The organism is Pedobacter nyackensis, from assembly GCF_900176505.1.
Classification (GTDB): Bacteria; Bacteroidota; Bacteroidia; order Sphingobacteriales; family Sphingobacteriaceae; genus Pedobacter; species Pedobacter nyackensis.
Genome location: NZ_FWYB01000014.1, coordinates 99,378 through 124,339, shown reverse-complemented (window position 1 = coordinate 124,339; position 24,962 = coordinate 99,378). Strand labels below are relative to the sequence as shown.

Annotated in this window: 18 protein-coding genes; 14 read left to right on the top strand and 4 right to left on the bottom strand. The window is 39.4% G+C overall.

Annotation, left to right across the window (positions count from 1 at the left end):
• Window positions 1-38: 38 nt before the first annotated feature.
• Both B9A18_RS20205 and B9A18_RS20200 read right to left on the bottom strand, forming a co-directional pair.
• Window positions 39-1,298 (bottom strand): DUF4374 domain-containing protein, encoded by a 1,260-nt coding sequence (locus tag B9A18_RS20205; RefSeq protein WP_084291361.1) that lies wholly within the window; start codon window positions 1,296-1,298, stop codon window positions 39-41.
• Between the two features lie 18 nt (window positions 1,299-1,316).
• Window positions 1,317-3,704: a TonB-dependent receptor gene (locus B9A18_RS20200; RefSeq protein ID WP_084291360.1), complete on the bottom strand. Its 2,388-nt coding sequence runs from the start codon at window positions 3,702-3,704 to the stop codon at window positions 1,317-1,319.
• Between the two features lie 292 nt (window positions 3,705-3,996).
• On the opposite strand from B9A18_RS20200, the gene B9A18_RS20195 reads away from it, so the two are divergent.
• From B9A18_RS20195 to B9A18_RS20160, 8 genes are all read left to right on the top strand, one after another.
• A complete protein-coding gene (locus B9A18_RS20195) occupies window positions 3,997-4,605 on the top strand; it encodes an RNA polymerase sigma factor (RefSeq protein ID WP_084291359.1) in 609 nt (202 codons plus the stop codon).
• A gap of 77 nt (window positions 4,606-4,682) precedes the next feature.
• Window positions 4,683-5,897 (top strand): FecR family protein, encoded by a 1,215-nt coding sequence (locus B9A18_RS20190; RefSeq protein ID WP_084291358.1) that lies wholly within the window; start codon window positions 4,683-4,685, stop codon window positions 5,895-5,897.
• Between the two features lie 277 nt (window positions 5,898-6,174).
• On the top strand, window positions 6,175-9,615 hold the full coding sequence (locus tag B9A18_RS20185) for a SusC/RagA family TonB-linked outer membrane protein (protein WP_159452709.1): 3,441 nt from the start codon (window positions 6,175-6,177) through the stop codon (window positions 9,613-9,615).
• 17 nt (window positions 9,616-9,632) lie between these two features.
• Entirely contained in the window at window positions 9,633-11,069 is a 1,437-nt protein-coding gene (locus B9A18_RS20180) for a RagB/SusD family nutrient uptake outer membrane protein (protein ID WP_084291356.1), read from the top strand.
• A gap of 39 nt (window positions 11,070-11,108) precedes the next feature.
• Window positions 11,109-12,482 (top strand): BNR repeat-containing protein, encoded by a 1,374-nt coding sequence (locus tag B9A18_RS20175; protein ID WP_084291355.1) that lies wholly within the window; start codon window positions 11,109-11,111, stop codon window positions 12,480-12,482.
• Between the two features lie 24 nt (window positions 12,483-12,506).
• Window positions 12,507-13,619, top strand: a complete 1,113-nt coding sequence (locus B9A18_RS20170) for a glycoside hydrolase family 88/105 protein (RefSeq protein ID WP_084291383.1) — start codon at window positions 12,507-12,509, stop codon at window positions 13,617-13,619.
• Between the two features lie 64 nt (window positions 13,620-13,683).
• Window positions 13,684-15,369 carry a glycoside hydrolase family 99-like domain-containing protein gene (locus B9A18_RS20165; protein WP_084291354.1) on the top strand — a complete coding sequence of 562 codons (1,686 nt, stop codon included), beginning with the start codon at window positions 13,684-13,686 and terminating at the stop codon, window positions 15,367-15,369.
• A gap of 26 nt (window positions 15,370-15,395) precedes the next feature.
• Window positions 15,396-17,306, top strand: coding sequence for a glycoside hydrolase family 127 protein (locus B9A18_RS20160; RefSeq protein ID WP_084291353.1), 1,911 nt, complete (start codon window positions 15,396-15,398; stop codon window positions 17,304-17,306).
• A 269-nt stretch (window positions 17,307-17,575) separates the two neighbouring features.
• Here B9A18_RS20160 and B9A18_RS20150 read toward each other — a convergent pair whose 3' ends face one another.
• Window positions 17,576-18,559 carry a GlxA family transcriptional regulator gene (locus B9A18_RS20150; protein ID WP_084291382.1) on the bottom strand — a complete coding sequence of 328 codons (984 nt, stop codon included), beginning with the start codon at window positions 18,557-18,559 and terminating at the stop codon, window positions 17,576-17,578.
• A 146-nt stretch (window positions 18,560-18,705) separates the two neighbouring features.
• Between B9A18_RS20150 and B9A18_RS20145 the strand changes: the two genes are divergently transcribed.
• The 4 genes from B9A18_RS20145 (at window position 18,706) to B9A18_RS20130 (ending at window position 20,523) form a co-directional block, all read left to right on the top strand.
• A complete protein-coding gene (locus B9A18_RS20145; RefSeq protein ID WP_084291351.1) occupies window positions 18,706-19,152 on the top strand; it encodes an SRPBCC family protein in 447 nt (148 codons plus the stop codon).
• Window positions 19,153-19,330: 178 nt separating this feature from the next.
• Window positions 19,331-19,654 carry an ArsR/SmtB family transcription factor gene (locus B9A18_RS20140; RefSeq protein WP_084291350.1) on the top strand — a complete coding sequence of 108 codons (324 nt, stop codon included), beginning with the start codon at window positions 19,331-19,333 and terminating at the stop codon, window positions 19,652-19,654.
• Between the two features lie 6 nt (window positions 19,655-19,660).
• Window positions 19,661-20,128 (top strand): SRPBCC domain-containing protein, encoded by a 468-nt coding sequence (locus B9A18_RS20135; RefSeq protein WP_084291349.1) that lies wholly within the window; start codon window positions 19,661-19,663, stop codon window positions 20,126-20,128.
• A 5-nt stretch (window positions 20,129-20,133) separates the two neighbouring features.
• Window positions 20,134-20,523: a DoxX family protein gene (locus B9A18_RS20130; RefSeq protein WP_084291348.1), complete on the top strand. Its 390-nt coding sequence runs from the start codon at window positions 20,134-20,136 to the stop codon at window positions 20,521-20,523.
• Window positions 20,524-20,534: 11 nt separating this feature from the next.
• On the opposite strand, the gene B9A18_RS20125 is transcribed toward B9A18_RS20130, so the two are convergent.
• Window positions 20,535-22,712: a glycosyl hydrolase family 95 catalytic domain-containing protein gene (locus B9A18_RS20125; RefSeq protein ID WP_084291347.1), complete on the bottom strand. Its 2,178-nt coding sequence runs from the start codon at window positions 22,710-22,712 to the stop codon at window positions 20,535-20,537.
• 186 nt (window positions 22,713-22,898) lie between these two features.
• Between B9A18_RS20125 and B9A18_RS20120 the strand changes: the two genes are divergently transcribed.
• Both B9A18_RS20120 and B9A18_RS20110 read left to right on the top strand, forming a co-directional pair.
• A complete protein-coding gene (locus B9A18_RS20120; protein WP_084291346.1) occupies window positions 22,899-23,762 on the top strand; it encodes an NAD(P)-dependent oxidoreductase in 864 nt (287 codons plus the stop codon).
• 400 nt (window positions 23,763-24,162) lie between these two features.
• The gene (locus B9A18_RS20110) at window positions 24,163-24,801 is read left to right on the top strand and encodes a DUF6266 family protein (RefSeq protein ID WP_084291344.1); all 639 of its coding nucleotides are present in this window, start codon (window positions 24,163-24,165) and stop codon (window positions 24,799-24,801) included.
• Window positions 24,802-24,962: the final 161 nt, after the last annotated feature.

Here is a 24,962-nt window from a genome sequence, read left to right as displayed (position 1 = left end):
TAGTCTTTTCGAATGTGTTATTTAGAATATTTATGATGTTATTGTAGGTGTTGGATCGCAGTGATCACACCACCTTCAACTTTTAAGCCTTGCGTAGCTGTTGCATTAGACGCATCGATCTTGTATACATAGGTAGCTCCACTTATCAGATTCACACCGATATAACCGGTTTTTCCATCTTTTGGGCTATAGTTGTTAGTAGTTACACTTGAAATGGTGGATACTTCAGGGAATCCTGTTACCGCAGTTACAGTTTTAGCTACCACATCAACAATTGCTAAGCGCTTACCTACTACATAAGCACCTTTCGTTGCTTTTGGCTCAATATTGGCGACAAACTTGTTTTTGCCAATATATAACCAGTTGGTGATTACATATCCTTTAGAAACTTCCTCAAAATTAAAGAAGTAGCTTTGGTCAAATTCAGTAGCATTTGCATTGATGCGGGTAATGGCAGAAGGTTTTGTAGAAGTCAGTTTAGAATCAGTTAAATTATCTGTCGTTTCAGTGTTGTCATCAGTAGCTACCGATGATGAAAATGCATAAACATCGCCATTTTCAACTACACCCAAACCATCTGTAAAATACCTGCCGATGAAGCTTGTTCTGGTATCCCTGATTGTCTTTTCGTACTGCATTCCCGGATAAGAATATACCGCGATTCCTGCCTGATCTGGAAATTTAGTCCAGAAATTTCTTCCATAAATACTGAAGAAAGGTGCAAATACCTTATTTCCTACTTGTTTGATCCAGCTCAGGTGAGCAATCTCACCATTACCGCTTGGCGCTATCGCATCTGAAGTGCCTTCGGCCACTTGCGCATTGGTTGCTGTATTGACGCGATACCAGTTATACACAGTAGGTGTACCTGTCGCAGCGATTGCCCTTGGTACCCTAACCATCAGGATATCATCATTTATTGGTGCAAAAGCATGTACCGTTGCTGAAGTAAAATCATTCAGTTTATTTAATTTACCTTCTTTTACACCATAAACAGTTACAGCACCGGGACTGCCCTGACCATAAAGCATGCTAAAAAACTTGTTATTTGCAGTTACATAATACCTATAGGTACCATCCTGCTCCACACCGTTACCGATGATCGACGCCGCGCCGCTTTCCAGGCTGCTTGCTGTAAGCAGGTAATCAGCCTTACCCGCAATCGCGGTCGGTGTAACTGCAATGATATAATTTCCAGGATTTTCCGGAATTATTTCCCTGTCCGCTTTCTTGTCGCAAGAACTTAAAACACCTACAAATGCCAGGGCAAGAAGGGTTTTGGTAATTGTTGTTTTCATATTGATTTTTTTAAATTATTATAGTTGTGACTTGTTGATGAAATACCTGAAGTTTAAATAGAATCCGCGACCTGGCTTCTGCAGGGCGAAATTGTCAAATACTGGTTTGTCTGTAATATTTCTTGCTTCCAGGGAAATGTTATAGCGACCGTTTTTCATGCTATAGACAAAATTCACATCATGAGAAAGCTGTGTTGGAATGGAATATTTATCCTCTTCTACAGGATTACCGAAACTTGGCCAATCCAGCCAGAATCGGTTTACGAAGAGCAGATTATAACCGATAGTCAGGTTATTTCCCTTTCCAAATACATTGCGGAAAGATCCGGATACATCAGCATTGCCAAACAGGTAAGGAATATTTGGCATCTGATCCAGATAGGTAAGACTTTCTGCCGGATAATAATCTCTTGTATTGGGATTCCAGTCCCGCTTTTGCAAATTTCTAAGCATCTGGTAGGTTACAGTAGCGCCTGCACTTAACCAGTTTTTATAAGAATACCTGATCTCACTGTCAAAACCTGTGGTACGGACACCATCGCGGTTATCAGAAGTTGTAAAGTCTCTCAGAGGTCCGGTACCACCCACAATCCTGCTAAAGATAAAGTCTTTAGAATGCCTGTAAATGGCGTTCGCAGTTACGGAAAAGCGATTAACTTCGTTTACTTTGAACCCGTATATCACACCCAAATTGAAGTTATTACTCTTTTCCGGCTTCAGTAACGGATTAGCGGCCTCATTTTCCAGGTTACCAAAAATCTCGTTTGCTTCCGGCATCCGGTTGGTTAGTTCATAGGAACCGCGGACTTGTAAGTCCGGTTTGATGTAATAAGCCAAGGCAGTACCATATCCAAATTTATGGTCTGTATTTTTTTTATTAGCGCTGTTCACAACGCTCTTTAGGAGAATGTACTTACTAAAAATATTCAGGCTCCATTTGCTGTCCACATCGTAGGAATACCCAACACCGAGCACATTCTTGTCCATTTTTTTTGGTGCATTCAGTTGATTTAGATCAGGGAATAACAAGTTATCCGATTTTCTGTCGAAGGTGGAGAATACGTTATTGATGGCTATCGCCTGGTGATCTGTGAGCTTATAGCTAACCATTGCTGTGGCAAGTCCATTGTTATTTCTGTACTTTATATGTTGTCCGCCATCATTCTCACCCATACTAATCTTAGAATCGCGAATCCCGTCCCAGTCATAGTCTGCTTTAGCCGTATCGATTGTTGTCTCATATCCCAGATTATAGTTGGCATTTATAGTCACATCCAATCCTGGAATTAAATCTGTCTTTTTGTATTTTAGTGATGGCATGACAATGTTTCCGCGTCTGTGCAATTGTCCATAAACAGCTATAGGTCTGGCTGCAGTCTGCATTTCCTTATAATTCTGACCCAGCGTCATTCCAACTAATAAATTATCGGCCCAGGATTTTCCAACAACACCCACATTACCGATCAAAGTCTCATTGTGATAAACATCATGAAACCTCCTTACAGTAGCCGACTTTTTGTCTGCCTGCATATTGTTTTGCAGTAAGGTTCCAATGTTGATCTTATAGTCGTTGTCGGCATAATTTTGGAAAGCACTCAACTGTAACGTCAATCCGCTTTTTGAAGTAGCTGCGGCATTCAGCACACTGCGGTGCGTATTGAACGAACCATAGGAGTAAGAAGCATCCACATAATTTCGTTTACTGTTGCTTGTTACGATGTTCACGGCCCCACCAAGCGCATCAGAACCTAGCCACATCGGTACCACACCTTTATAAACCTCCACACGCTCCGCAATATTGATCGGAATGTTGTTGATCTGAAAGGAAGAACCGAAATTATCCATTGGGATCCCGTCAATAAAATAACGGATATGGCGACCGGAGAAACCATTTAAGGATACGTTAAAATTGGAACCTACACCGCCGGATTCCCTTACCCTGACACCCGCAACACGATCCAGCGCTCCTGAAATATCCAGGGTAGTATTGTACAGCTTAGTTGCATCAATTGCAGTCACATTAAAAGCCTGCCTGTTCACCTCCTGTGCTTTGGTACGGCCTATAACGTTTACCGTTTCCATTTGCTCAATGCTTTCTGCCAGCTGAAAATTGACAACCCCATTATCACCGTTAAGGAGTTTAATCTCTTTTTTTTGCGTCTTAAAGCCAATGGCATTTACCAATACTATATAATTGGCTGGTTTTACATTCCTGATTTCATAATTTCCATTGTGATCAGAAACGGCTCCATATTTAGAATTTTGGAGTTTAATTGTTGCAGCAGCAACTGGTACTCCTGCGCTGTTTTTTAGATTTCCGCTAATGCCAGGGAGCTGACTTTGAGCTTTTGTAAAAATTACATAGGTACATAACATACCCAATAGCAAAATTTTCTTAATTTGCATGACTTTTAACTACGATTAAAGGTAAGCCGGCATTAGCCGGTTAGCCACACGGGTCCGAAACCGTGTGGCATTTTTTTTATGATGCAAATATATACTTATTTAGAACAAGTCCAAATAAAGACTGGAGGTAATTAATTTAAAAGTAATTTCCGAATTTCATTGCTGAAGTTCATCTCTGATGAAAACCCCTCACAGAGAACTTGAGCCTGTCGGTGCTGGAGAAGGGTAATTTCATTACACATAATGTGTTTAGAAAATAATTACAGATATTGTTCTCCAATATAAAATATGAATGGAGTCAATAGACAAAAACGATGAAGCTTATTGGATGAGTGCATTCAGGGATGGCGAGAGTCAGGCTCTTGAATATTTCTATAAATTACATTATAAAACTTTATGTTATTTCGCCATTCGGCTAACGCAGGACGAATCGGAAACAGAAGACATTGTCTCTGAGTGTTTCGTGAAAATTTGGGAAAAACGTGCAGATTTTAAAACAGCAGAGAATATTAAGGCCTATTTATATATACGTTGCCGTAACGTATGTCTTACCTATCTCAGAGATTTGAAGCGCAAAACAGCTGCCCAACAGCTTTACTTCAATCAACTCGAACAAAGCGGAAATACTATTTTGCACGAAATTATTGAAGCTGAATTTCTGAATGTATTAGATCAGGAACTTAATTTTTTACCTGAAAGATGCAGGGAAGTATTCAACCTTATTTATTTTGAAGGCAAAAAAACTGATGAAATTGCATTTCAACTCAATTTATCTGTAAAGACAGTACGAAATCATAAGGCCAGAGCGGTTGATCAGCTTAAGACTGCTTTCTTGAAAAAGAATCTTTCTGGACCTTTTTATCTGGCTTTTTTACTATTTATTGATGGATTTGGAAAATAATTGAAATTCTTTTGGGCGTTTTTACGTTTTTGGAGCTTCTATACTAAACCAATGTTAAATTATCAATTCTGCTCCATATGTTTGAAACCGAATTTCATATCTCAAAGCTTCTTGTAGGGTACTTTCGGGATCAGCTGACTGCTGAAGAACTGGACGAATTAAATCTGTGGAAAAATTCCTCTGAGGATAATAAGATCTATTTTAATCAGCTTATGGATGAACATATTGTTCAAAATAAGCTTCAAAGATTTCAGGAACTTTCAAAAAGTATTGAACAAAAGGTTTGGAATAAAACTTTGGAAAAGCTTGGTGATTCTTTTCCGGTAATAGCTACAACAGGTAAAGGAAGCGTTATGCTAAATCTTTGGTCCAGAATTGCAGTTGCGGCAGCTGTTATTTTTGTACTTGCAGGTGGTCTCTGGTTTTATGAACATAAAATTAACAATAAGTCATTAACGGCTACCCATATCAATGATATTCCGGCCGGGAAAACTACAGCTACTTTAACATTGGCAAATGGTAAAAAGATTGTATTATCGGACGCAATGAATGGTCAGCTGGCCGAAGAAACAGGAGTGTCGATTACTAAAACTGCCGATGGACAGTTAGTTTATAAAATGAGTGGTGAGGGTAATGGAGAAATCAAGTACAATACACTTACCACGAGAAACGGGGAACAGTATCAGGTGATTTTACCGGATGGAACTTTTGCGTATTTAAATGCGGCCTCGTCAATTACCTTTCCAACAACTTTTACTCACGCTAAAAAGAGAGAGGTTACTTTAGATGGCGAAGCTTATTTTGAGGTGGCTAAAGATAAAAAGCATCCCTTTATTGTAAAAACAAACACGCAGGAAGTAGAGGTTCTTGGAACACATTTTAATGTGAAAAGTTATGCTGAAGAATCTATTGTGAAAACTACTTTGCTGGAAGGAAGCGTTAAAGTCGTTTTCAAAAATCAACAGGCTATATTAAAACCTGGGCAGCAATCGCTGGTTACTCCCAGCTCAAATAATGAACATATTAGTATTAATTACGACGCGGATGTAGCTGAAGCAATTGCCTGGAAAAATGGGGTTTTTGAATTTAAAAATGCGAGTATCCAAGAGCTGATGTTGAGTGCAGCACGCTGGTATGATTTAAATGTGATTTATGAAAAGAACTTACCTGATCTTAAAATATCAGGAAGAATATCGCGTAATGTAAATTTCTCAGGCTTTATTAATCTGTTGCAGTTTGGCGGTGTGAAGTTTAAAATTGAAGGAAGAAATATAACTATACTGAACGAATAAATTGAATATCCGCAGGTTGATAAAACCTGAAACAACCAATTAACCAAATATTAAACCTAAAGCAGTAACCATGAAAAAAAAATACCTGGAATAAACTAGGATTTTGGGAAACAAATAGCCGGTAAGTGTTCGTCCACTTAGCCGGCCGTATCTGGGTTCCCAACTATCAGACTCGATTAATTGAACTAAAAGCGTTTAACCCAAACAATACGAAAGTATGAAATTTAAATTAAAGCCCGGGGCTATATGGTCCGGTATGCCTAAAATTTTTTTGGTTATGAAATTAATAGCTATTATTTTATTTATAGCACTTACAGAGCTGCATGCCAGTAGCTTTGCCCAAAAAATATCTATTAGAGAAAATAATATATCTATTGAAAAAATACTACTACTCATCGAAAAGAAGAGTAACTATCATTTTGTATATTTTAGTAAACTGGATGTGCTTAAATCGAAAACACTAAGTGTTGACTTTAATGATGCTCCCATTAATGCGATACTAGACAGATGTTTATCTGATTTGCCTGTAAGTTACACCATTATACAGCAGACAATTGCATTAAAAGAGAATACCACTGCTATTACGACCCCGTCTGAAATTGTACAGCGACTCAAAATAACCGGTATAGTTTCCGATGAAAATGGGAAGCCACTTCCTGGTGTTACTATTCGGCTTAAAGGTAGTGCTATTGGTGCAACAAGTAATAATTTGGGTGTATTCACTTTAAATGTTCCGGGAAATAAGGCTACGCTCGAATTTAGCTCTATTGGATATGAATCGCAATCAATCGATATTAATGGACAAACTGAAATTAAAGTAAAGTTAAAGTCGGCCTCTTCAAAACTTAATGAGATTGTAGTTGTGGGATATGGCACCCAATCGCGCAAACTGGTCAGCTCTTCCATTTCACAAGTTGATGGGGCAAGTCTAGCTAATCAGCCTGTTGGTACCCCTGGTGAGGCTTTAGCTGGTTTAGCCGCTGGTATTCAGGTTCAAAGTGATCAAGGTGCAAAACCCGGAGAGGCACCGACCATACGTGTGCGGGGGATTAGTTCATTAAGTTCATCTAACGACCCGCTGTACGTAGTTGACGGATATCCTTTAGAGTCTTCTGCTAATTTTACATTGCTGAATCCCAGTGATATTGAGTCCATAGAAATATTAAAAGACGCAGCTTCTGCATCGATTTATGGATCCAGGGCCGCAAATGGGGTAATACTGGTTACTACTAAGCGTGGTAAAGTAGGTAAAACCGTATTTGCACTTTCTAGTCATACCGGCGTACAAACCGTAACTAGTCTGGTTGATGTCCTGAACCGCGATGAGTTTATCTCCAATATGAAAGATATTTATCGGATTAACAAAGGAACTTATCCGAGTATTTTTAATACAAGTCCTACTACACTGCCAGATGTTAACTGGCAGGAGCAGATATTCCGCAATGCTCCAATCAGTAACATAGAGTTTAATGCTTCGGGGGGTAGTGATAAAATAAGATTCAATGCTTCTGCAGGATATTTTAAGCAGAAGGGGGTATTAATAGGTACTGAATATAGCCGGACTACTGTGCGGTTAAACCTGGATGCTGATATCATCAAGAATTTAAAATTCGGATTTTCCGTATCACCATCATACACTGAACAATATAGGCAACCTGCTTCAGGACAGTTTAGCGGGGCGGGTGTTTCCGATCAACTCATAGGTGTACCAGGTCTTCTTTCAAATTATAATCTTCCGGGTCCGTTAAATCAAGCCCTTACAATGCCTCCGGTAGTGCCTGTTTATCGTGATAATGGAGATTTTGCGGAGGCTTATGATCCAGCTTTAAATTATATCTTACCACCGGCCTCACCTTTCTTTCCTACAAATTATTTTAATCCGCTTAATATCATTACTCAGGCTATTAACAGGGGTAGGTCTTTTAAAACCCTTAGTAATGCTTTTTTAACTTATACACCAATTAAAGGATTAACCTTGAAAACTTTCATTGGTGCCACTTTAGAGAATACATTAGTTCACGCTTATATTCCTGCAACAATGGCTTCAAGCCAGTCTCCGATGGCCTCATTTTCCAATCCATCACTTGTCGGAATCTATGCTTCTGATAATGCACGCAACAGTTTTGGATGGGTATGGGAGAATACAGCAACATTTGACAAAACTTATGGCAAGCATCATTTCAATTTATTGGGACTATTCTCGGCACAAAAATACACGTCGCAGATTAATTATACAGCCGGCTTACCGGGAACTTTTGTGACAACCGCAGTAGAGAGTCCATTGGCTTCTACAAATACCATTGGTACAGAAGGGTTTGATGCCAACGATTTTGTTTCCTATGCCGGAAGGTTGACTTATGACTATAGTAAAAAGTATTTGCTTACTGCAGCCATAAGACAGGATGGATCTTCCAAATTTGGCCCAGGTAACCGTTACGCAGTATTTCCGTCATTTTCTTTGGGCTGGAGATTAGGTGAAGAACGTTTTTTTAAGCCAATATTTGAAAAGATTCGTGTTAATGAGCTAAAATTAAGAGGTGGCTATGGTAAAACCGGTAATGCCAATATTGGAAGCTTTACTTATGCCAATTCAATTGCGCTCAACAAGAATTATGCATCAGGGAATACCAAAATTTATGGGGCGCAACAAACAGGTTTTGCGAACCCCTACCTGACATGGGAAAAGAATACTCAAACCAACTTTGGTGTTGATTTGGGCGTGCTAGAGAATAGGATTACCATTACTGTGGATTATTTTAATCGTATTTCTGAGGGAATGTTGTTGAATAAAGCATTGCCGGCTATTGTAGGCTATGCTTCTTCCTACAAGGCTAATCTGGGAAAACTAAACAACAAAGGATTAGAATTTAGCGCCAACACAAATTTCAGTATTGGCAGTGTTAAATGGAAAGTAAATGCCAACCTCTCTAGCTACAGAACTAAAGTACTTGACCTTGGAGGTCCATCTGCTTTACCTGCTGTTGCTGCTATTTTTGGATGGAATAACGCTTACCAGGTAAAAGTTGGCCAGCCGCTTGGCATTATGTATGGCTATACCGTGCTTGGTGTATTTAAAAATACTGCCGATCTCAGCAGTCATCCTCATGTTCCTGGTGGAAATAAAGTTGGAGACTGGATTGTAAAAGATCAGGATGGAGATGGAAAGGTTAATGCAAATGACATAACCGCCATAGGTCATGGCTTACCTGATTTTACTTACGGATTAACTAACTCCTTTCAATATAAAAGGTTTGATTTGAATGTATTGATACAGGGAGTTCAGGGTGTAAATATAATTAATGGTAATTTAAGGCAGCTTTTAGGGGGTAATGGTAACCTGAATACGTCTAAACGCTATTATCAGAATTATTTTGATCCTGCGCAGCCAGACCGTGATGTGGAATTTCCAAAGCCAGCTAATGGGAGTAGTATTGGTACTACCAATGCACTTGTTAAAAATGCCGTGGAAAATGGATCTTACCTGCGGGTAAGGAATATTACCCTTGGTTATCAGCTAAACGAAGCATTGATTCGTAAAGTTGCACTTAAAACCCTGCGGGTTTATGTAACAGGTCAAAACCCATTTCTTATTACTAAGTACAGCGGCTATAATCCCGAAGCGAGTGTGAACGGTTCAGACCCAACTACACCCGGTGTAGATCAGGGTACTTACCCAATTGCACGAACTTTTATTGTAGGTATCAATGTCGGATTCTAACTATTAATCAGATAAAAATGAAAAATATAAAATATAAGTTAGGCGTACTTATAGTTGCCTTAATGCTCTTCTCGGCCTCATCGTGCAAGAAATCATTTGTTGATATCATTCCACAAGGGCTAGTTCCTGTATCTACTTATTACGCATCGGAAATAGACATAAAGAATGCCTTAACTGGTGCCTATAACAGTTTAAGACCTGTTTATAATAACCACTGGGCATTTGCCGAATTGCCATCCGACAATACGCAGACCGTTGGAGAAACTGAAGCTGCCTGGGGAGAGCAGGATAAACTAAGTTGGACACCTTCTTCGACCAATATACAAACGGCATGGGCCAGGTATTACACCACTATAGCTTATTGTAACCTGGTATTGGATCATATCGGTCCCGTACCTATGACAGAAGCTAACAGGAATAGCTACATAGGTCAGGCAAAATTTTTACGTGCACTAATGTATTTTAATCTGGTCCGCATGTTTGGCGGGGTGCCGTTGGTACTTAATGAAATCACTTCCGAAAGCCAGGCATATAGCTATGACCGTACTCCGGTGGCACAGGTGTATGCTCAGATAGAAGCAGATCTGATAGCGGCTGGATCGGTGTTACCTGCAAGCTATACAGGGGTTAATATTGGAAGGGTAACCAGTATTGCTGCTAAGGCGCTACTTGGAAAGGTCTATCTATTTCAAAATAAATTTCCACAAGCCGAATCAAAATTGGCAGAGATCATTCCTTCAGCACCTAGCCCCCTCACTAGTTATGACCAGGTATTTGGTTTAGGGCGTGATAATAACGCGGAGATTATTTTTTCAATTCAATATTTAACTGGCGGTTTTAGTGAAGGAAATACCTTTGCAAGTGGATTTGTACCACAATTGTCTGGCACTACTATTATTGGTGTTACAGCCCTGAGTTTGAACCTTGGATCAAAGGATCTTTACAATTCATTTGAACCTGGTGATCTTCGCTTGAACGTGTCGTTAGGTGTGTTTTCTTCCGGGGCAACAGTTTATTATTATGCTAAAAAGCTGATTTATCCAACAGTTCCTTCAGGAAGTGAAGGCGATAATGACTGGCCTGTATTGCGTTGGGGAGATGTAATTTTGATGTATGCGGAAGCATTGAACGAGAATGATCATATTCCTGAAGCTTTAATTCAATTGAATAAGGTAAGAGCGAGGGCCGGATTAACACCAAAATTAAATCTGACTAAGGTTGATACTAGAACAGCAATACAGAAAGACAGGCGTATAGAGTTGTGTTTTGAGGGCGAAAGATGGTTCGACCTGATCCGCTGGAATATTTACGTCCCGGTGATGCAGGCTTTTAAAACAAATTATCCACCAACTAGCGGGGCCTTTGCCAATATTGTACCTGAGTTAAGCCTCTTCCCAATTCCAACCAGGGAGATTAGTTTAAATCCAAACTTAATCCAGAACCCGGGGTATTAGCGCTGGTTGAGAAATTATTCATGCTTAATAAATAAATAGATGTATAAATTATTTTTATATACGGCTTTCGCCTGCGTATGTTTTGTATCCACTATTAAACCATCGTTGTGTCAAACTAAAAAGCAAATAGAAAAACCTCAAAATAAATCGGCAATAACAATTACTCCGATTGCTAAAGGTTGGGCAAATAACTCCATTAATGTAGTGCCATACCGTAAAAACTCATTGGTAACCTTTAAGAACACGCAGTATACTGCCTATTATGATAGTGCACATTATGTTGTTTTAGCGAAACGAAAGTTGAACACTTCGGTATGGGAAATTGTAAGAACCCAATACCAGGGAGATGTGGACGATGCGCATAATTCTATAAGTATAATGATTGATGGAGATGGGTATTTACATCTTTCCTGGGACCATCATAGTTACGGAAAACACCTCACTGGGTTGAATTATTGCAAAAGTGTAGCAGCCGGCTCTCTTAAGCTATCTGATAGAATTAGCATGTCTGGCTTACATGAAGATAAGGTTACTTATCCGGAGTTTTACAAACTTCCTAATGGCGATTTGTTGTTTTTCTTTCGGGATGGAGAATCGGGGAATGGAAATGTAATATTGAACAGCTACTCACTAAAAACCAAAAAATGGACCCAGGTTCAGCATGCATTTATTGACGGTGAAAATTTAAGGAATCCGTATTGGCAAATTGCGATAAGTAAGTCGGGAGTTATTCATTTATCCTGGACCTGGCGGGAAACGCCAGATGCGGCATCTAATCACGATATCTGCTATGCCAAATCTTCTGATGGGGGAGTAACATGGACGAAGTCAAACGATGAAAAGTACGTGCTACCTATTAAGCAATCAACTGCGGAGTATGTTAAACGGATTCCCCGGAACAGCGAATTGATTAATCAAACTTCGATGAGCATAGATGATGCGGGTACTCCATACATTTCAACCTACTGGAAAGAAAATGGAAGTATTGCGCCTCAATATCACCTGATCTATCTTAAAAATAATCAGTGGATAAGTCTGAACCTCGGCTTTAGGCAACGTAATTTTTCGCTTAGTGGCGGAGGGACTAAAGGGATTCCTATTTCCAGACCCCAGGTAATTACCTGGAAAACCAAACAGCGTGTTTCTGCAGGGATTGTATTTAGGGATGAGGAGAGGGGTAATAAGGTGTCAATTGCTATTTGCAAGGATATCGAAAACCCGCGCTGGGACTGCCTGGATCTTAGCACTAAGGGAGTGGGATTGTGGGAACCGACTTACGATTCAGAGCTCTGGGGAAGTAAAGGCATGCTTCATCTATTCTTGCAAAAAGTTGAACAGAAGGATAATGACGGGAAAGTATCATTGGCTTCCCAAATGATTTCTGTTCTGGAATGGAGGCCTTCAAGTAATTAATTGTTAAAAAATAAAACAGAGATAATGAAAATAAAACAAAGCTATTGTGGTTTATTCATCGCGTTTTTTCTGCTGCAAAATAAAGCCGAAGCGCAAACAACCCCGCAGTTTTCAGCTGGATATGATCCACTTAGTGTTGGTCATAAAGTGACTGATAGGTTTATCAAGTCTGCTCATGTATTGTATGGGGCAACCATCGCGTACTCAGAAGTCTGTACCTGGTATGGGGCATTAAAATTTGCCGAGGTTAGTAAGAACCCTCAAAAAACAACCATGCTGGTTCAAAGGTACGCGTCTTTTTTTGGAGTAGATAAAAAACTAATGCCTTTGCATGACAATGTGGATCATTCTGTATTCGGTGCTTTGCCATTAGAATTATACCGTCAAACAAAGGATGATAGATACCTTAATACAGGTAAGCTTTACGCTGATAACCAGTGGACTGTACCGTTAGGGGCAAAGTTGACGGATTCGCTTAAAAACTTTGTACGAAAGGGACATTCCTGGCATACCAGGTTATGGATTGACGATATGTATATGATTACCCTGCTGCAGGTTCAGGCCTTCAGAGTTACAGGAAATGAGATGTATATTAAACGCGCTGCGAAGGAGATGGTGTTTTATTTGAAAGAACTTCAAAAGCCTAATGGCCTATTTTATCACGCTCCAGATGTGCCATTTTATTGGGGCCGGGGCAATGGCTGGATGGCTGCGGGTATGACAGAGATGTTAAAATCATTGCCGTTGAACAATCCTGACCGACCTTTTATTCTAAAAGGGTATCAAACCATGATGAAATCTTTACTTAAATACCAGTCTGATGGTGGTATGTGGAGACAGCTGATCGATGATAGCGGCTCATGGCCGGAGTCATCCAGCACCGGAATGTTTACTTATGCGATGATTGTTGGTGCAAAAAGCGGATGGTTAAAAGATCCGAAATACTTAGTAGCGGCAAAAAAAGGATGGAAAAGCCTGGTTGATCAGATTAGTGAGAAAGGCGATGTTAAGGAGGTGTGTGAAGGGACAAATAAGGAAAATGATCGGCAGTACTATTTAGACCGCAAAAGGATAACGGGCGATTTTCATGGTCAGGCCCCTGTGTTATGGTGTGCTTTTGCCTGGTTAGAAAAATAAGCTAAACATTATTAATAGAATTATTAACCCGTTGACTTAAGTAGTCAACATAAATTATTTAGACATGAAAATAAAATTTAAATGGCAATATGCATTGCTTTCCATCTCGCTTGTGTTTGGTGCTTTTTTTTCTTGTAGTGCTGCCAAACCTACGGGCGATGTGGTTACGAAGTACAAAAATGTGTTAATCCTGGGCAATAGTATTACGAGGCATGGGCCTAAACGCGATATAGGCTGGTCTGGAGATTGGGGAATGGCTGCTTCGGCCAGAGATAGTGATTATGTGCACCTGCTGATTAAAAAATTTCAGGCTATTGAGCCTGGTGCCATTGTTCGTTTTAGAAATATAAACGATTTTGAAAAGGGATACTGGAAGTATAATTTATCGCAATTGGATGACCTAAAACAATCAAAGCCGGATTTAATTATCCTTAGACTTGGTGAGAACGTAGAAGTTGGCACGATGAAGGCAAATGACTTTAAAAAATATTACGCTGGCCTTATCTCTTACCTTACTGCAGATAATCCAAAGGCGAAAATCCTTAATGCCTCTTCTTTTTGGAAAAAGGAAGCTGTTGCAAATGAAATTCGAGCAGTAAGTGAAGCCCGGGGTGATCAATTTGTGGATCTGAGTGTACTATCTACAGATTCGACTAATATGGCATTTGGTAAATTTCAGCATAAAGGCGTTGCGATGCACCCTTCAGATAAAGGAATGAAGGCAATTGCCAAAAAAATTTGGGGAGCATTATTTAAGCAAAACCAGAGCTCATCAATTATGCTTGGTGCTTACTATTTTGATGGCTGGGCAGGTTTAACACCACACCTTACACCTGAATTGGCTAATGACTTTCCTGAGCGTAAACCAATTTGGGGCTGGGTAACCAGCAAGCAAGATGTTATTGAAGATCAGATAGACCTTGCCGCTAATTCGGGGCTCTCATTTTTTAGTTTTTGCTGGTACTTCACCACCATTGAAGAGTTTAAGGATAATCCCAGGAATAGGGCATTATCGTTTTTCCTGAATGCAAAAAACAAAGAGAAGTTAAAGTTTAATCTCCTTGTGGCCAATCATGGCAATTACATTATTGGTCCACATAATTGGAACTATCTGTGTAAATATTGGATAAACCTTTTCAAAAACCCTCAGTATGTTAAAGTTGAGGGGTCCCCATTATTAACTTTTTTCAGTGCGCCTAGCTTGATTAAAAGTTTTGGATCAGGTGAAAAGGTTAGTGCTGCCTTAAAAGAACTTAGAGCTATGGCAAAAGAAAATGGATTGCCAGGGGTTACTGTTGCTATTTGTCATAATCCTGATGCTAAGGCATTTCAAATGGTGGCAGAATGTGGGTTTGATATTGCTACAGGCTATAATTATCATGAATTCGGTTACGAGAAAGACAAGTTTAGTGTGCCTATAGAAAAACTGGAAAGCGGGAGTGTATGGGTTTGGAATGCGCTTAGAAAATCTCCATTACCTATCATACCTACAATTACTACGAACTGGGACCCAAGACCATGGCCAATTCAATATAAAAACTCTCCGGGTTATACCGGGTATTCAGAAAAGTCTGTTGAATCGTCAATTAAAGCTGTAAGGAAATTTATGGATGATAATCCTGATGAAATAACAAAAGAACGGTTTGCATTGGTATACGCCTGGAATGAATATGGTGAAGGTGCCTGGCTGACCCCCTCAAAGCCATTAAAAAAGTCTTTGTTAACAGGAGTTAAAAATGGTTTAAAGTAATAAGCACATCCTTAAATGTCTGGATTATGAATAATTGGATTATCAAAATAGCATTCTGCCAAATCTTTCTTTTTGCTATGATTTCGCAGGGATCATTGGTTGCACAAAGCAATGCTAAATGGAAGGTTAATGACGTGCTACAGCCACCTTCAGCACTACATTTGGAGGGTTATGTGGCCGACAGGTTAAATGGCTCTTTAGAGAATCGTATTCTTGTCCAGAATATTAACGATCTGATTAAACCTTTTAAGCTGGAGCACAGAACGGAGACTACTTTTTGGCAAAGTGAGTTTTGGGGTAAATGGTTTACCTCGGCCATACTTGCTTACAAATATCACCCAGATGCAGGCTTAAAACAGCTGCTTGACGAGGCCGCCACTGGATTATTGGCTACGCAGGCAGCCGATGGTTATATTGGAAATTATGCGCAAGCAAACCATTTACAACAATGGGATATTTGGGGACGAAAGTACTGTATGTTGGGTTTGTTGGCGTATTATGACCTCAGCCGGGATAAAAAGATGCTTATTGGTGCAATCCGTATTGCCGATCATCTGATCAGTGAACTGAATGCGCAGGGAGGGATTATTGTTACTAAAGGGAACTACAAAGGAATGGCAGCCTCATCTGTACTTGAACCGATTTGTTTGCTATATAGCTATACCAATGATGTGAAATATCTTGATTTTGCAAAAGAAATTGTGAGACAATGGGAAAGATCTGATGGCCCCCAATTGTTAAGCAAGTCTATCATAAAAGTAAGCGAACGCTTCCCCAAACCCAAAAACTGGTATAGTGCAGAACAAGGGCAAAAAGCTTATGAAATGATGTCTTGCTATGAAGGCTTGCTTGAACTTTACCGCTTAACAGGTAATGATGCTTACAAACAGGTGGTCGTAAACAGCTGGGAAAATATCAGAAATACGGAAATCAATATTGCCGGTTCGGGCGCTTCAACAGAAATGTGGTTCGGCGGAAAGGAGGTACAGGCTTTTCCAATACATCACTACCAGGAGACCTGCGTGTCGGTTACCTGGCTTAAACTAAATAACCAATTGTTACGGTTGACAGGTGAAAGTAGGTATGCTGATGAAGCAGAAAGGACTTATTACAATGCTATTTTAGGTTCTATGAGTGCTAATGGGGCAGCTTGGGCAAAGTATACACCATTGAATGGACAGCGTTTACCGGGTAGCGGGCAGTGTGGTATGGACCTGAATTGCTGTGAGGCCAGCGGACCAAGGGGACTGTTTAATTTCCCATTTCATATCGTGATGGGTAGAAGAGAGGGGTTACAAATAAACTTTTTTGTTCAGGGCACTTATCAACTGGAAAGCCCTTTAGGCCAAAGGCTCAAAGTTATTCAGTCTACCGATTACCCAAAGTCGGGAAGTATAAATGTAGAACTGGATATGGATAAGCCAGAAGCATTTGAAATTGGTATTAGAATACCTGAATGGAGTAAAGTGAATAAGTTAACTGTAAACGGTGGGGATGTTGTTGATGTAAAGAACGGCGAGCTGATCAGGATAAAACGCATTTGGAAAAGAGAAGATAAAATTTCACTCGAATTGGATATGCGTGGCCGGCTTATAGAAAGTGGAAATGGAGTCCGGAGTTTTGCAATTATGCGCGGACCAATTGTATTGGCTCGGGATTCCAGATTTGAAGGTGTTGGGCTCGAAGCTATTTTAGAACCAGTCACTGATCAGCAAGGGTATGTCCCACTAAAGGAATTACCTGGTAATCCTACTGAATATTTTATGCGTTTTGAGGCTGGATTTATTCCTGAATCCTATACGGAAACTCCGGCAGGGCCAGTAACAATATCTCTCTGCGACTATGCTTCGGCTGGGAATGGTCATAACAACTCATTCTATAAAGTATGGATGCCCCAATTAATTAATCCCAAAAGCAACGGATCATTTCATCCATAAAAATCAATTAAAACTGTCCGCTTAATGAAAGAAAATATAAAAATCTACGTGTTCATGATTTTTTGCCTTTTTACCACTACCCGGCAAAAGCAAGAATTACAGCAGATGGAATTATGGTTAGCAGTACTAATGTAGTTAAGCCCGTCGCTGTACGTTATGCATTTAAGGATTTTGTTATAGGAGATTTGTTTAATACAGGTGGGCTCCCAGCATCCTCTTTTAGATCTGATGATTGGCCAATAGAATAGGTACATTTAACGCAAACGCTCCTATGAAATTATCGCTTCTTTATTATACTTTTGCCGATATTCTAATGGCGATAACCCGGTAATTTTTCTAAAAACCTCCCGAAATGCTTTGAGGTCCGAATACCCTACTGCATACATTACTTCACTAATTGTTTTTCGACTGGTTTCAAAAGCTTTCTTGGCCGATTCAATTTTTACGCGTTGTGTATATTCAATCGGTGTATTTCCTGTAGCCTTGATAAACCTTCTGTCAAAATTCCTTCTGCCAACAGAAAAATGGGACGACAAATGTTCAATAGATATTTTTTCATCGAGTTTGCTTTCGATATAGGCCTGTGCCTTTTTTACCATTTCGTCATCGTGCTTCTTCTGGCCAGTAAATATGGTAAAGGCAGATTGGCTTTGCCTGTCTATTTCGATCTGAAATACTTTGGAGCAGAAGACGGCTGTTTGCCTGTCGTAATATTTTTCTACCAGATAAATCATTAGATTAAGGAAAGAATATGCCCCTCCGTTCGTATAAATTCCGTTTTCATCGGTAATAAGTTGATCAGCATGTAAATTCACCTTAGGAAACATTATCCTGAAATTATCGGCTGCTGCCCAATGAGTAGAGCAATTTTTACCATCCAGCAATCCTGTTGTTGCCAGTAAAAACGCGCCGGTGCATATACTTGCAACTTCAGCTCCTGCTTTATATTGGTTCGCGATCCAGTCAATCAGTGATTTGTTTCCTTTTACAGCCTCCTGATAATTATGATTTAATGAAGGGATAATAATGAGGTCGGTTTTGTTAATTGCCGCAATATTAGTGTGCGGCTTTACCGTAAATAATCCTTCATAAAAAATTACTCTTTTAGAAATACCGGCTAGTTGAATTTTAAACAATTCCTTTTTTCCTGTGTTTAGCCAGTATTCATTGGCCCTGGTAAATATTTTATATGCGCCTACAATGCTACTTAGGTTATTCTGTCCATTCGGAACAACTATAGTGAGGTGTTTCATCTGTTTAATCATGTCGGGTTCATGGTTTCTTTCTAACGAATATAAAAAACTTGACTGTCCAAATCAACCCATCATAATGTCTATTTTACACCTTATATATCAAGTTTTTGGGGCTTATTTTTACTTAAAAAAAGGAGGAATTAATCATGGCAGATATCTTGCATAGAATTGGAATCAAATCGGCATCTCTAGAGGATGTTTATCAGGCATTGACTACCAAAGATGGTCTTGCCGGCTGGTGGACAAGCAACACTGAGGGAGAAGGTAATCAAGTTGGCGATATCATCAAGTTTCGCTTTGGAGCGGGAGGTTTCGATATGAAAGTTTCCGAACTTAATGCGCCTACCCATGTGGTATGGGAGGTGGCAGAAGGACCAGAAGAGTGGATGGGTACAACCATCGATTGGGAACTGAAGCAAGATGGCGATTACGTTATCGTGCTTTTCAAGCACCTGAACTGGAAGGAACCAGTAGAGTTTATGCATCATTGCAGTACCAAATGGGCAATATTTCTGATGAGCCTAAAGTCTCTTATGGAAACGGGAAAAGGTACTCCTGATCCAATTGATGTCAAAATAGACAATTGGAACTAGTGCGAGAGTAGAGTTGTGCACAGCAAGGAGCCTTAGAGAGATCTAAGGCTTTTGTTTTGTAGTTTAATGAGACGCTTATCCACGGTTAACGACACAAAAACTGGCTATTAAAAAAAAATGAAGAAATATTTGTGTAGTTAAATGACTACGTATATATTTGTAGTCAAATAGCTACACGATGAATTTAAGACGAGATGTATTTCAAGCCATAGCAGATCCAACAAGAAGGGCTATACTTCTGTTGGTCGCTTCGCAATCCATGACTGCAGGTGCAATAGCTGCAAACTTTGACACTGCAAGACCGACCGTTTCAAAACACCTGCAAATACTCACAGCCTGTGATTTACTCGAACAGAAGCAAGAGGGCAGAGAGATTTACTATTACATTAATGCAAAAAAAATGAAAGACGTAGCTGACTTTATCGAACCATTCCGCGAAATGTGGGATGATAGATTTAATAAATTGGAAACCATCATGAAAAACTACACACCAAAAAAATAGCATAGTATGGAACGTAAAACAAAAATCAATGCCGAAGATGGCAAACAGGAAATTTTGATAACCAGGGAATTTGACTTGCCATTGGAGTTATTGTTTAAAGCATATGTAGAGCCTGAAATTGTTGAGCAATGGATGAGCACTAAAGTGTTGAAGCTTGAAAATGAGAAGTATGGTGGTTACCAATTTGAAACAACCGACCCTAAAGGAAATGTAGTATTTCGGGCCAATGGAGTAATCCATGATTTTGTTCCAAATCGTAAAATCGTACGAACTTTTGAAATGGAGAATGCGCCTTTTGACGCCCAGATCGAGTTTCTGGAATTTGAAAAGCTTAGTGACGATAGAAGTAAACTCAGTATGCATATTGTATATAGATCAATCGCACTTAGAGACCAGTTGTTGCAGTTGCCTTTTGCTCAGGGAATCAATATGGCACATAACCGATTACAAGACATCGTAAACAAATTAAAATAACAAAAATGACAAAGAGAAATAAAATTATCTATTGGATTGCTACAATCTGGCTGGCATTAGGAATGCTATCAACTGGAATAGTGCAATTGTTAAAATTGAAAGAGGAAGTAGATATGATGACAAATTTGGGTTATCCGCTCTATTTTTTAACCATATTGGGTGTTTGGAAAATATTGGGAGTTGTGGCAGTGCTAATCCCTAAATTTCCTATACTAAAGGAATGGGCTTATGCTGGTTTCTTTTTTGCCATGTCGGGTGCAGTGTTTTCTCACGTAGCTAATGGAGATGGTGTTAAAGATTTTTTTGGGCCAATATTATTGTTAATCCTGACTTTTGTATCTTGGTATTTCAGACCTGAGGATCGAAAAATCAATTTAAATCATTCATCTTTATAAAGATGAATGATTTAAAGATATCTCTCCAGTTCTACAGTTTCATTTATGGCTGTTTTAAAAGAAATTTTATCGCCTTCAATTGTTTCAGCCTTTTTTCCATTCCGTACTAAAAGCACTTTTTTACCCGGCCATGGATTAGTTATATTGCAAAGTCTTCCTTTTTCACTTAAGATTTTAACATCAGAGACAACTTCTTTTTTTAAGCTTGCTGAAACCAGGAAGCCTCCCCAGGCCCTTATGTTTTTAAAGCTTGCATTGTTCGTTTTTGGAAAACCACTAAACAATCGAATGTGATTACCAACACTCATGCAAAGCATTTCATTGATTGCATTAGTGACGGTACAACTGTTTTCGATCCCATGGGGATTGTTAAGTTGAAAGCCATTCGGATAAGTCCTCAAAGCATATTTATGTAATTCATTTAAAACAACAGCAGGATCATATCCAACCCTGATCGCTGCGGTAAAAAAACTGCTGCTGGTATTCGAATCATTCCAACGTTGCATTTCACCAATAGTATTACGGGCAATAGTCAGTAGTTCTTCCTTGCTGTCGAGCGTGATCGCATTCGCAGGGTAAATATGTTGAATGCCTAATCCATTGTCATTCCACCAGGCAGTTCCCTCTTCTGTATATCTAAATACTTTCTTACCATTCCGGGTCTGAACAGGGAAATCGCTGAGTTTGCTTAAAATATCTCTCCATTTATCTTGCCTGTTCTTATCTATTTTTAGCGTTGTACTCAAGTCAAGGATCAAGTCAAACGTATTTCTAATAAGCCCTAAGGATAAAATTGGATTTTTATCATTTCCTGAACCTTCATGGATAGCGTCGCCATAAATAACATATCTTCCATTTTCAAATTTTAAGTAATCCTCCCAGAAATTTACCACGGCCAGTGCATAGGGATATATCTTTTTACCGTAATGATCGTCGTAGGTACAACGCCAATACTGAGCCATATTTAATAGCCCGTAAGCGGCATTGGAGCGTTGCCCAAAAAATAAGCCTTCTTGTTCTGCATTTTTAGAATTTAGAAATAAAGGATGGTTTTTGGTGACTTCAATACCCATGGGTCCAATACCTACGGGATATAAAATCCCCCGGGTATGTGTAATATTTTTAGCATACCATTCACCCCTTGGTATAAAATCAAGAAGCGGAGCGTCGTGCGGAATGGTTTGTTCCAGACGGTTGGAAGAACACATAGCATAAAACGGAGCTTGGAAATTATAATTCAGATGATAATCTCCATTCCAGGCTGGTCTATCTGAGGTTGTCCATCCGAATATTCCGGGAGGAAATTTTGGATCACGACTACAGGCAGCCATCGTGTATAGTCCCTCATAATAAGCTTTCATTAAAATGCTATCTTCAATAATTACAGAAGATTTGTTCCAGTAGGTATTCCACCATTTATTGTGTTGCTCCATTATTGTTGAAACCGAACTCTCGTCGACTTTTTTAATGCGGTTTAATACATATTTCAGGGGTTCTTTATTTTTGAACTTACTTTCAACTGCAACAGCAATAAGTACTTTTTTACCTGGATTCAGTGTAATTGTATCTTTAAAGTTGATTGTTTTTAGCGCTAGTGCTACTTCGGAGGCAATATCTACACTATCCGTAAAGGCACGGGTAAACCAATAAATATTATTTGTCTTCCCGCTTTTTAAGTTGGCTTGAGGATTCTCAGGACTGGTTAAATGAATAGAAACTTTTGTCGCTTTATGAATCGCTTTCAGCTCAATAAATATCAGATTTTCTGTTGCTGATACCCATGATTTTGCTGCTATCTGTTGTGTGTCTTTATTTAACAAACAAGTAGTAACGCCGTTTTTTATCATCTGCTGGGCGGTAAAACCTGCATCATTCAAACCTTCAATATTAATATCCACAAAGCCTGCTACGCGTGGCCCAGATAGGTTGTCGGATTGTGAACGTAATCGCCAAAAATCATTTTTTGACACGTAGTAGCGCAAACAATTATTTTTATATCCGACACTCATAGTCACATCGCCATTTCCCATCAGTGGAGCATCAATCGAAACATCATTCGGAATACGTGCAGGGCGTTTTGTCCAGGTGTTTTTAAACAGCTCAACCGGGTTGATTTCATGATTGTAATTTTGAGCAAAAATGCCAAAGGGGCATAACAACAAAAAAGGAAACAGTTTTAATGCGTTCATAATTTTTTATGCTAACTGCTGAGAGCTCTGTAAATTCTGGCAGTAGGTAATTAAATGCTTTGGTATAAAGATGTAAAAAAAAGTCAAGACACGCTCATTAAGAAAACAAGACTGCCTTTTTTTTAAGCAGCCTTAATTTGTAACTTGGGCGCTGAGAAGTAAATAAATAATTCATTCGTATAAAACATGAACAAATTAAAGATAGGTTGGGCCGGGTTAGGCAATATGGGTACTCCGATGGCTTTAAATATCCTTAAAGCCGGATACGAACTGACTGTTTTTAACCGCGACAAGGACAAAGAACAGGAATTGATTGCAGCAGGGGCCAGGTCAGCAAAAAGTCTTCAGGAGCTCGCATCGCATTGCGATGTAGTCTTTACGATGCTTTCTGATGATAAAGCAGTTAAATCTGTTTATAATGAAACTGACGGTTTGCTTTCGGGATCAAAAACGGGAACACTGATGATAGACATGAGCACAGTTGCACCAGATACCTCCCGCTATCTTTCTGCACTTTGCAAAACCAAACAGGTGTCATTTTTAGATGCTCCGGTTTCGGGTAGTGTGCAACCCGCCAAAGAAGGTAAATTGATCATCCTGGTAGGTGGTGAAGCGCAAGATTTTGAAAAGGCCAAGCCGATTTTAGATGTACTTGGTAAGCTTGCTTTGTATTTAGGAACTGCAGGTGCGGGGAGTTCGGCTAAATTGGCTATCAATTACTTGTTAGGTATCAACATTCAGGCATTGGCCGAAACTGTTCTTTTTGCTGAGCAAAATGGCATTAGTAAAGAAAATATGCTAACCATTATCAATGAAGGCGCTTGTGGAAATGGAATCATTAAATTGAAAACACCTGCTGTTTTGAACGATAACTTCCCACCAGCATTTGCTTTGAAATACATTGTTAAAGACTTAAAGCTTGCAAAAGGAGCAGGGTTAAACTCACCACTTTCCAATCCATTATTAAATACATTTGAAGCTGCGGCAGCAGATGGGCTTGGAGAGGAAGATTTGATGGCAGTAATTAAGTATTTGAAGAGTAGCTCATAAAGCTATAGCTTTATCAAGGGTAGAAAACTCCGTTTTTACATTTTTTAAAAAAAAAATAATTCCGCCATAACGGTATAGTAGAGCCCGTTTTTGCCCCATTTTTGCGAGAGGGTACGGGACCCCTTGGGACTGCCCATAATTACATTAATTCTTTTCATTTGTATCCAAGGTAAATATAGAACTGTTTCAGGCAGATAGTAGTCTGGAGTTGTGGGGGGCTTACCGGGGCGTTGCTGGGGTATTGCTGGGGCCTTGCCGGGGCCCCAAGTCTCAGGAAGGCCTGGGCAAGACTCCGGTAAAGCTCCGATAAAACAGAGCTGCATATTTTGTTCTTGTTTGCCTTGTATTTCCTTTCGTTTGGAAAGGAATAATAAAATGTTAAACAAATAAAAAATGTATTATGGCAATCTTTAAAAAAGGCATTTTTGGTGCCGCAAATGGTAAAATTTTCAATTTGGTCTCGTATCCATTAAAAGGCCAGCAAGTAGTCAGAGGAATTGGCAAGAGTAGAAAACCACTAACAGATAAGCAATTGAACAACAAGTTGCAAATGAAAGTGATCATGGATTTTTTTCGAGCCATGGACACTTTGCTCAGAACAGGCTTTAATCCTAAAGCTAACGGAACTACAAAAAACTATCACAACCTGGCTATTGCTTATAATAAGCCAAATGCACTTAAAGGGTTCTACCCCGACGTAGAGGTTGATTATTCTAAAATTATAATTAGTGTCGGTGATTTACCTCAGCCAGTAAATCCTAAAGTGGAGTGGGTAGAAACAGGGTTAAAGTTTACCTGGAATGCTGAAAACATGACCTGGCCATACAATCGTGATCAGGTCATGTTACTGGCTTATGCACCGGCTATAAAAAAACATGTATTTTTCAATAGCGGAGCAAGAAGAATGGAGGGACAGGATATATTGAAAATGAATCCAGCCATGCGTAATCAATTGCTGGAGGTTTACATCTCTTTTGTATCTGATGACAGACTAAGGGCTGCTAATAGTTTATACCTGGGACAAGTTATTGGGGCATAGGTGCAGCGTTTGTTTTTACAAAATGTAGGTTTTTCACCCGTAATGATCTGGAACAGGGAACGTTTATACGTGGTTTATCTGATGGTTATTTGATAACGAGCAAAGTAATAAATTCTTATCACCTGTGAATAGTGTTTTTGTTGTAGGGGAAAATTTATTTT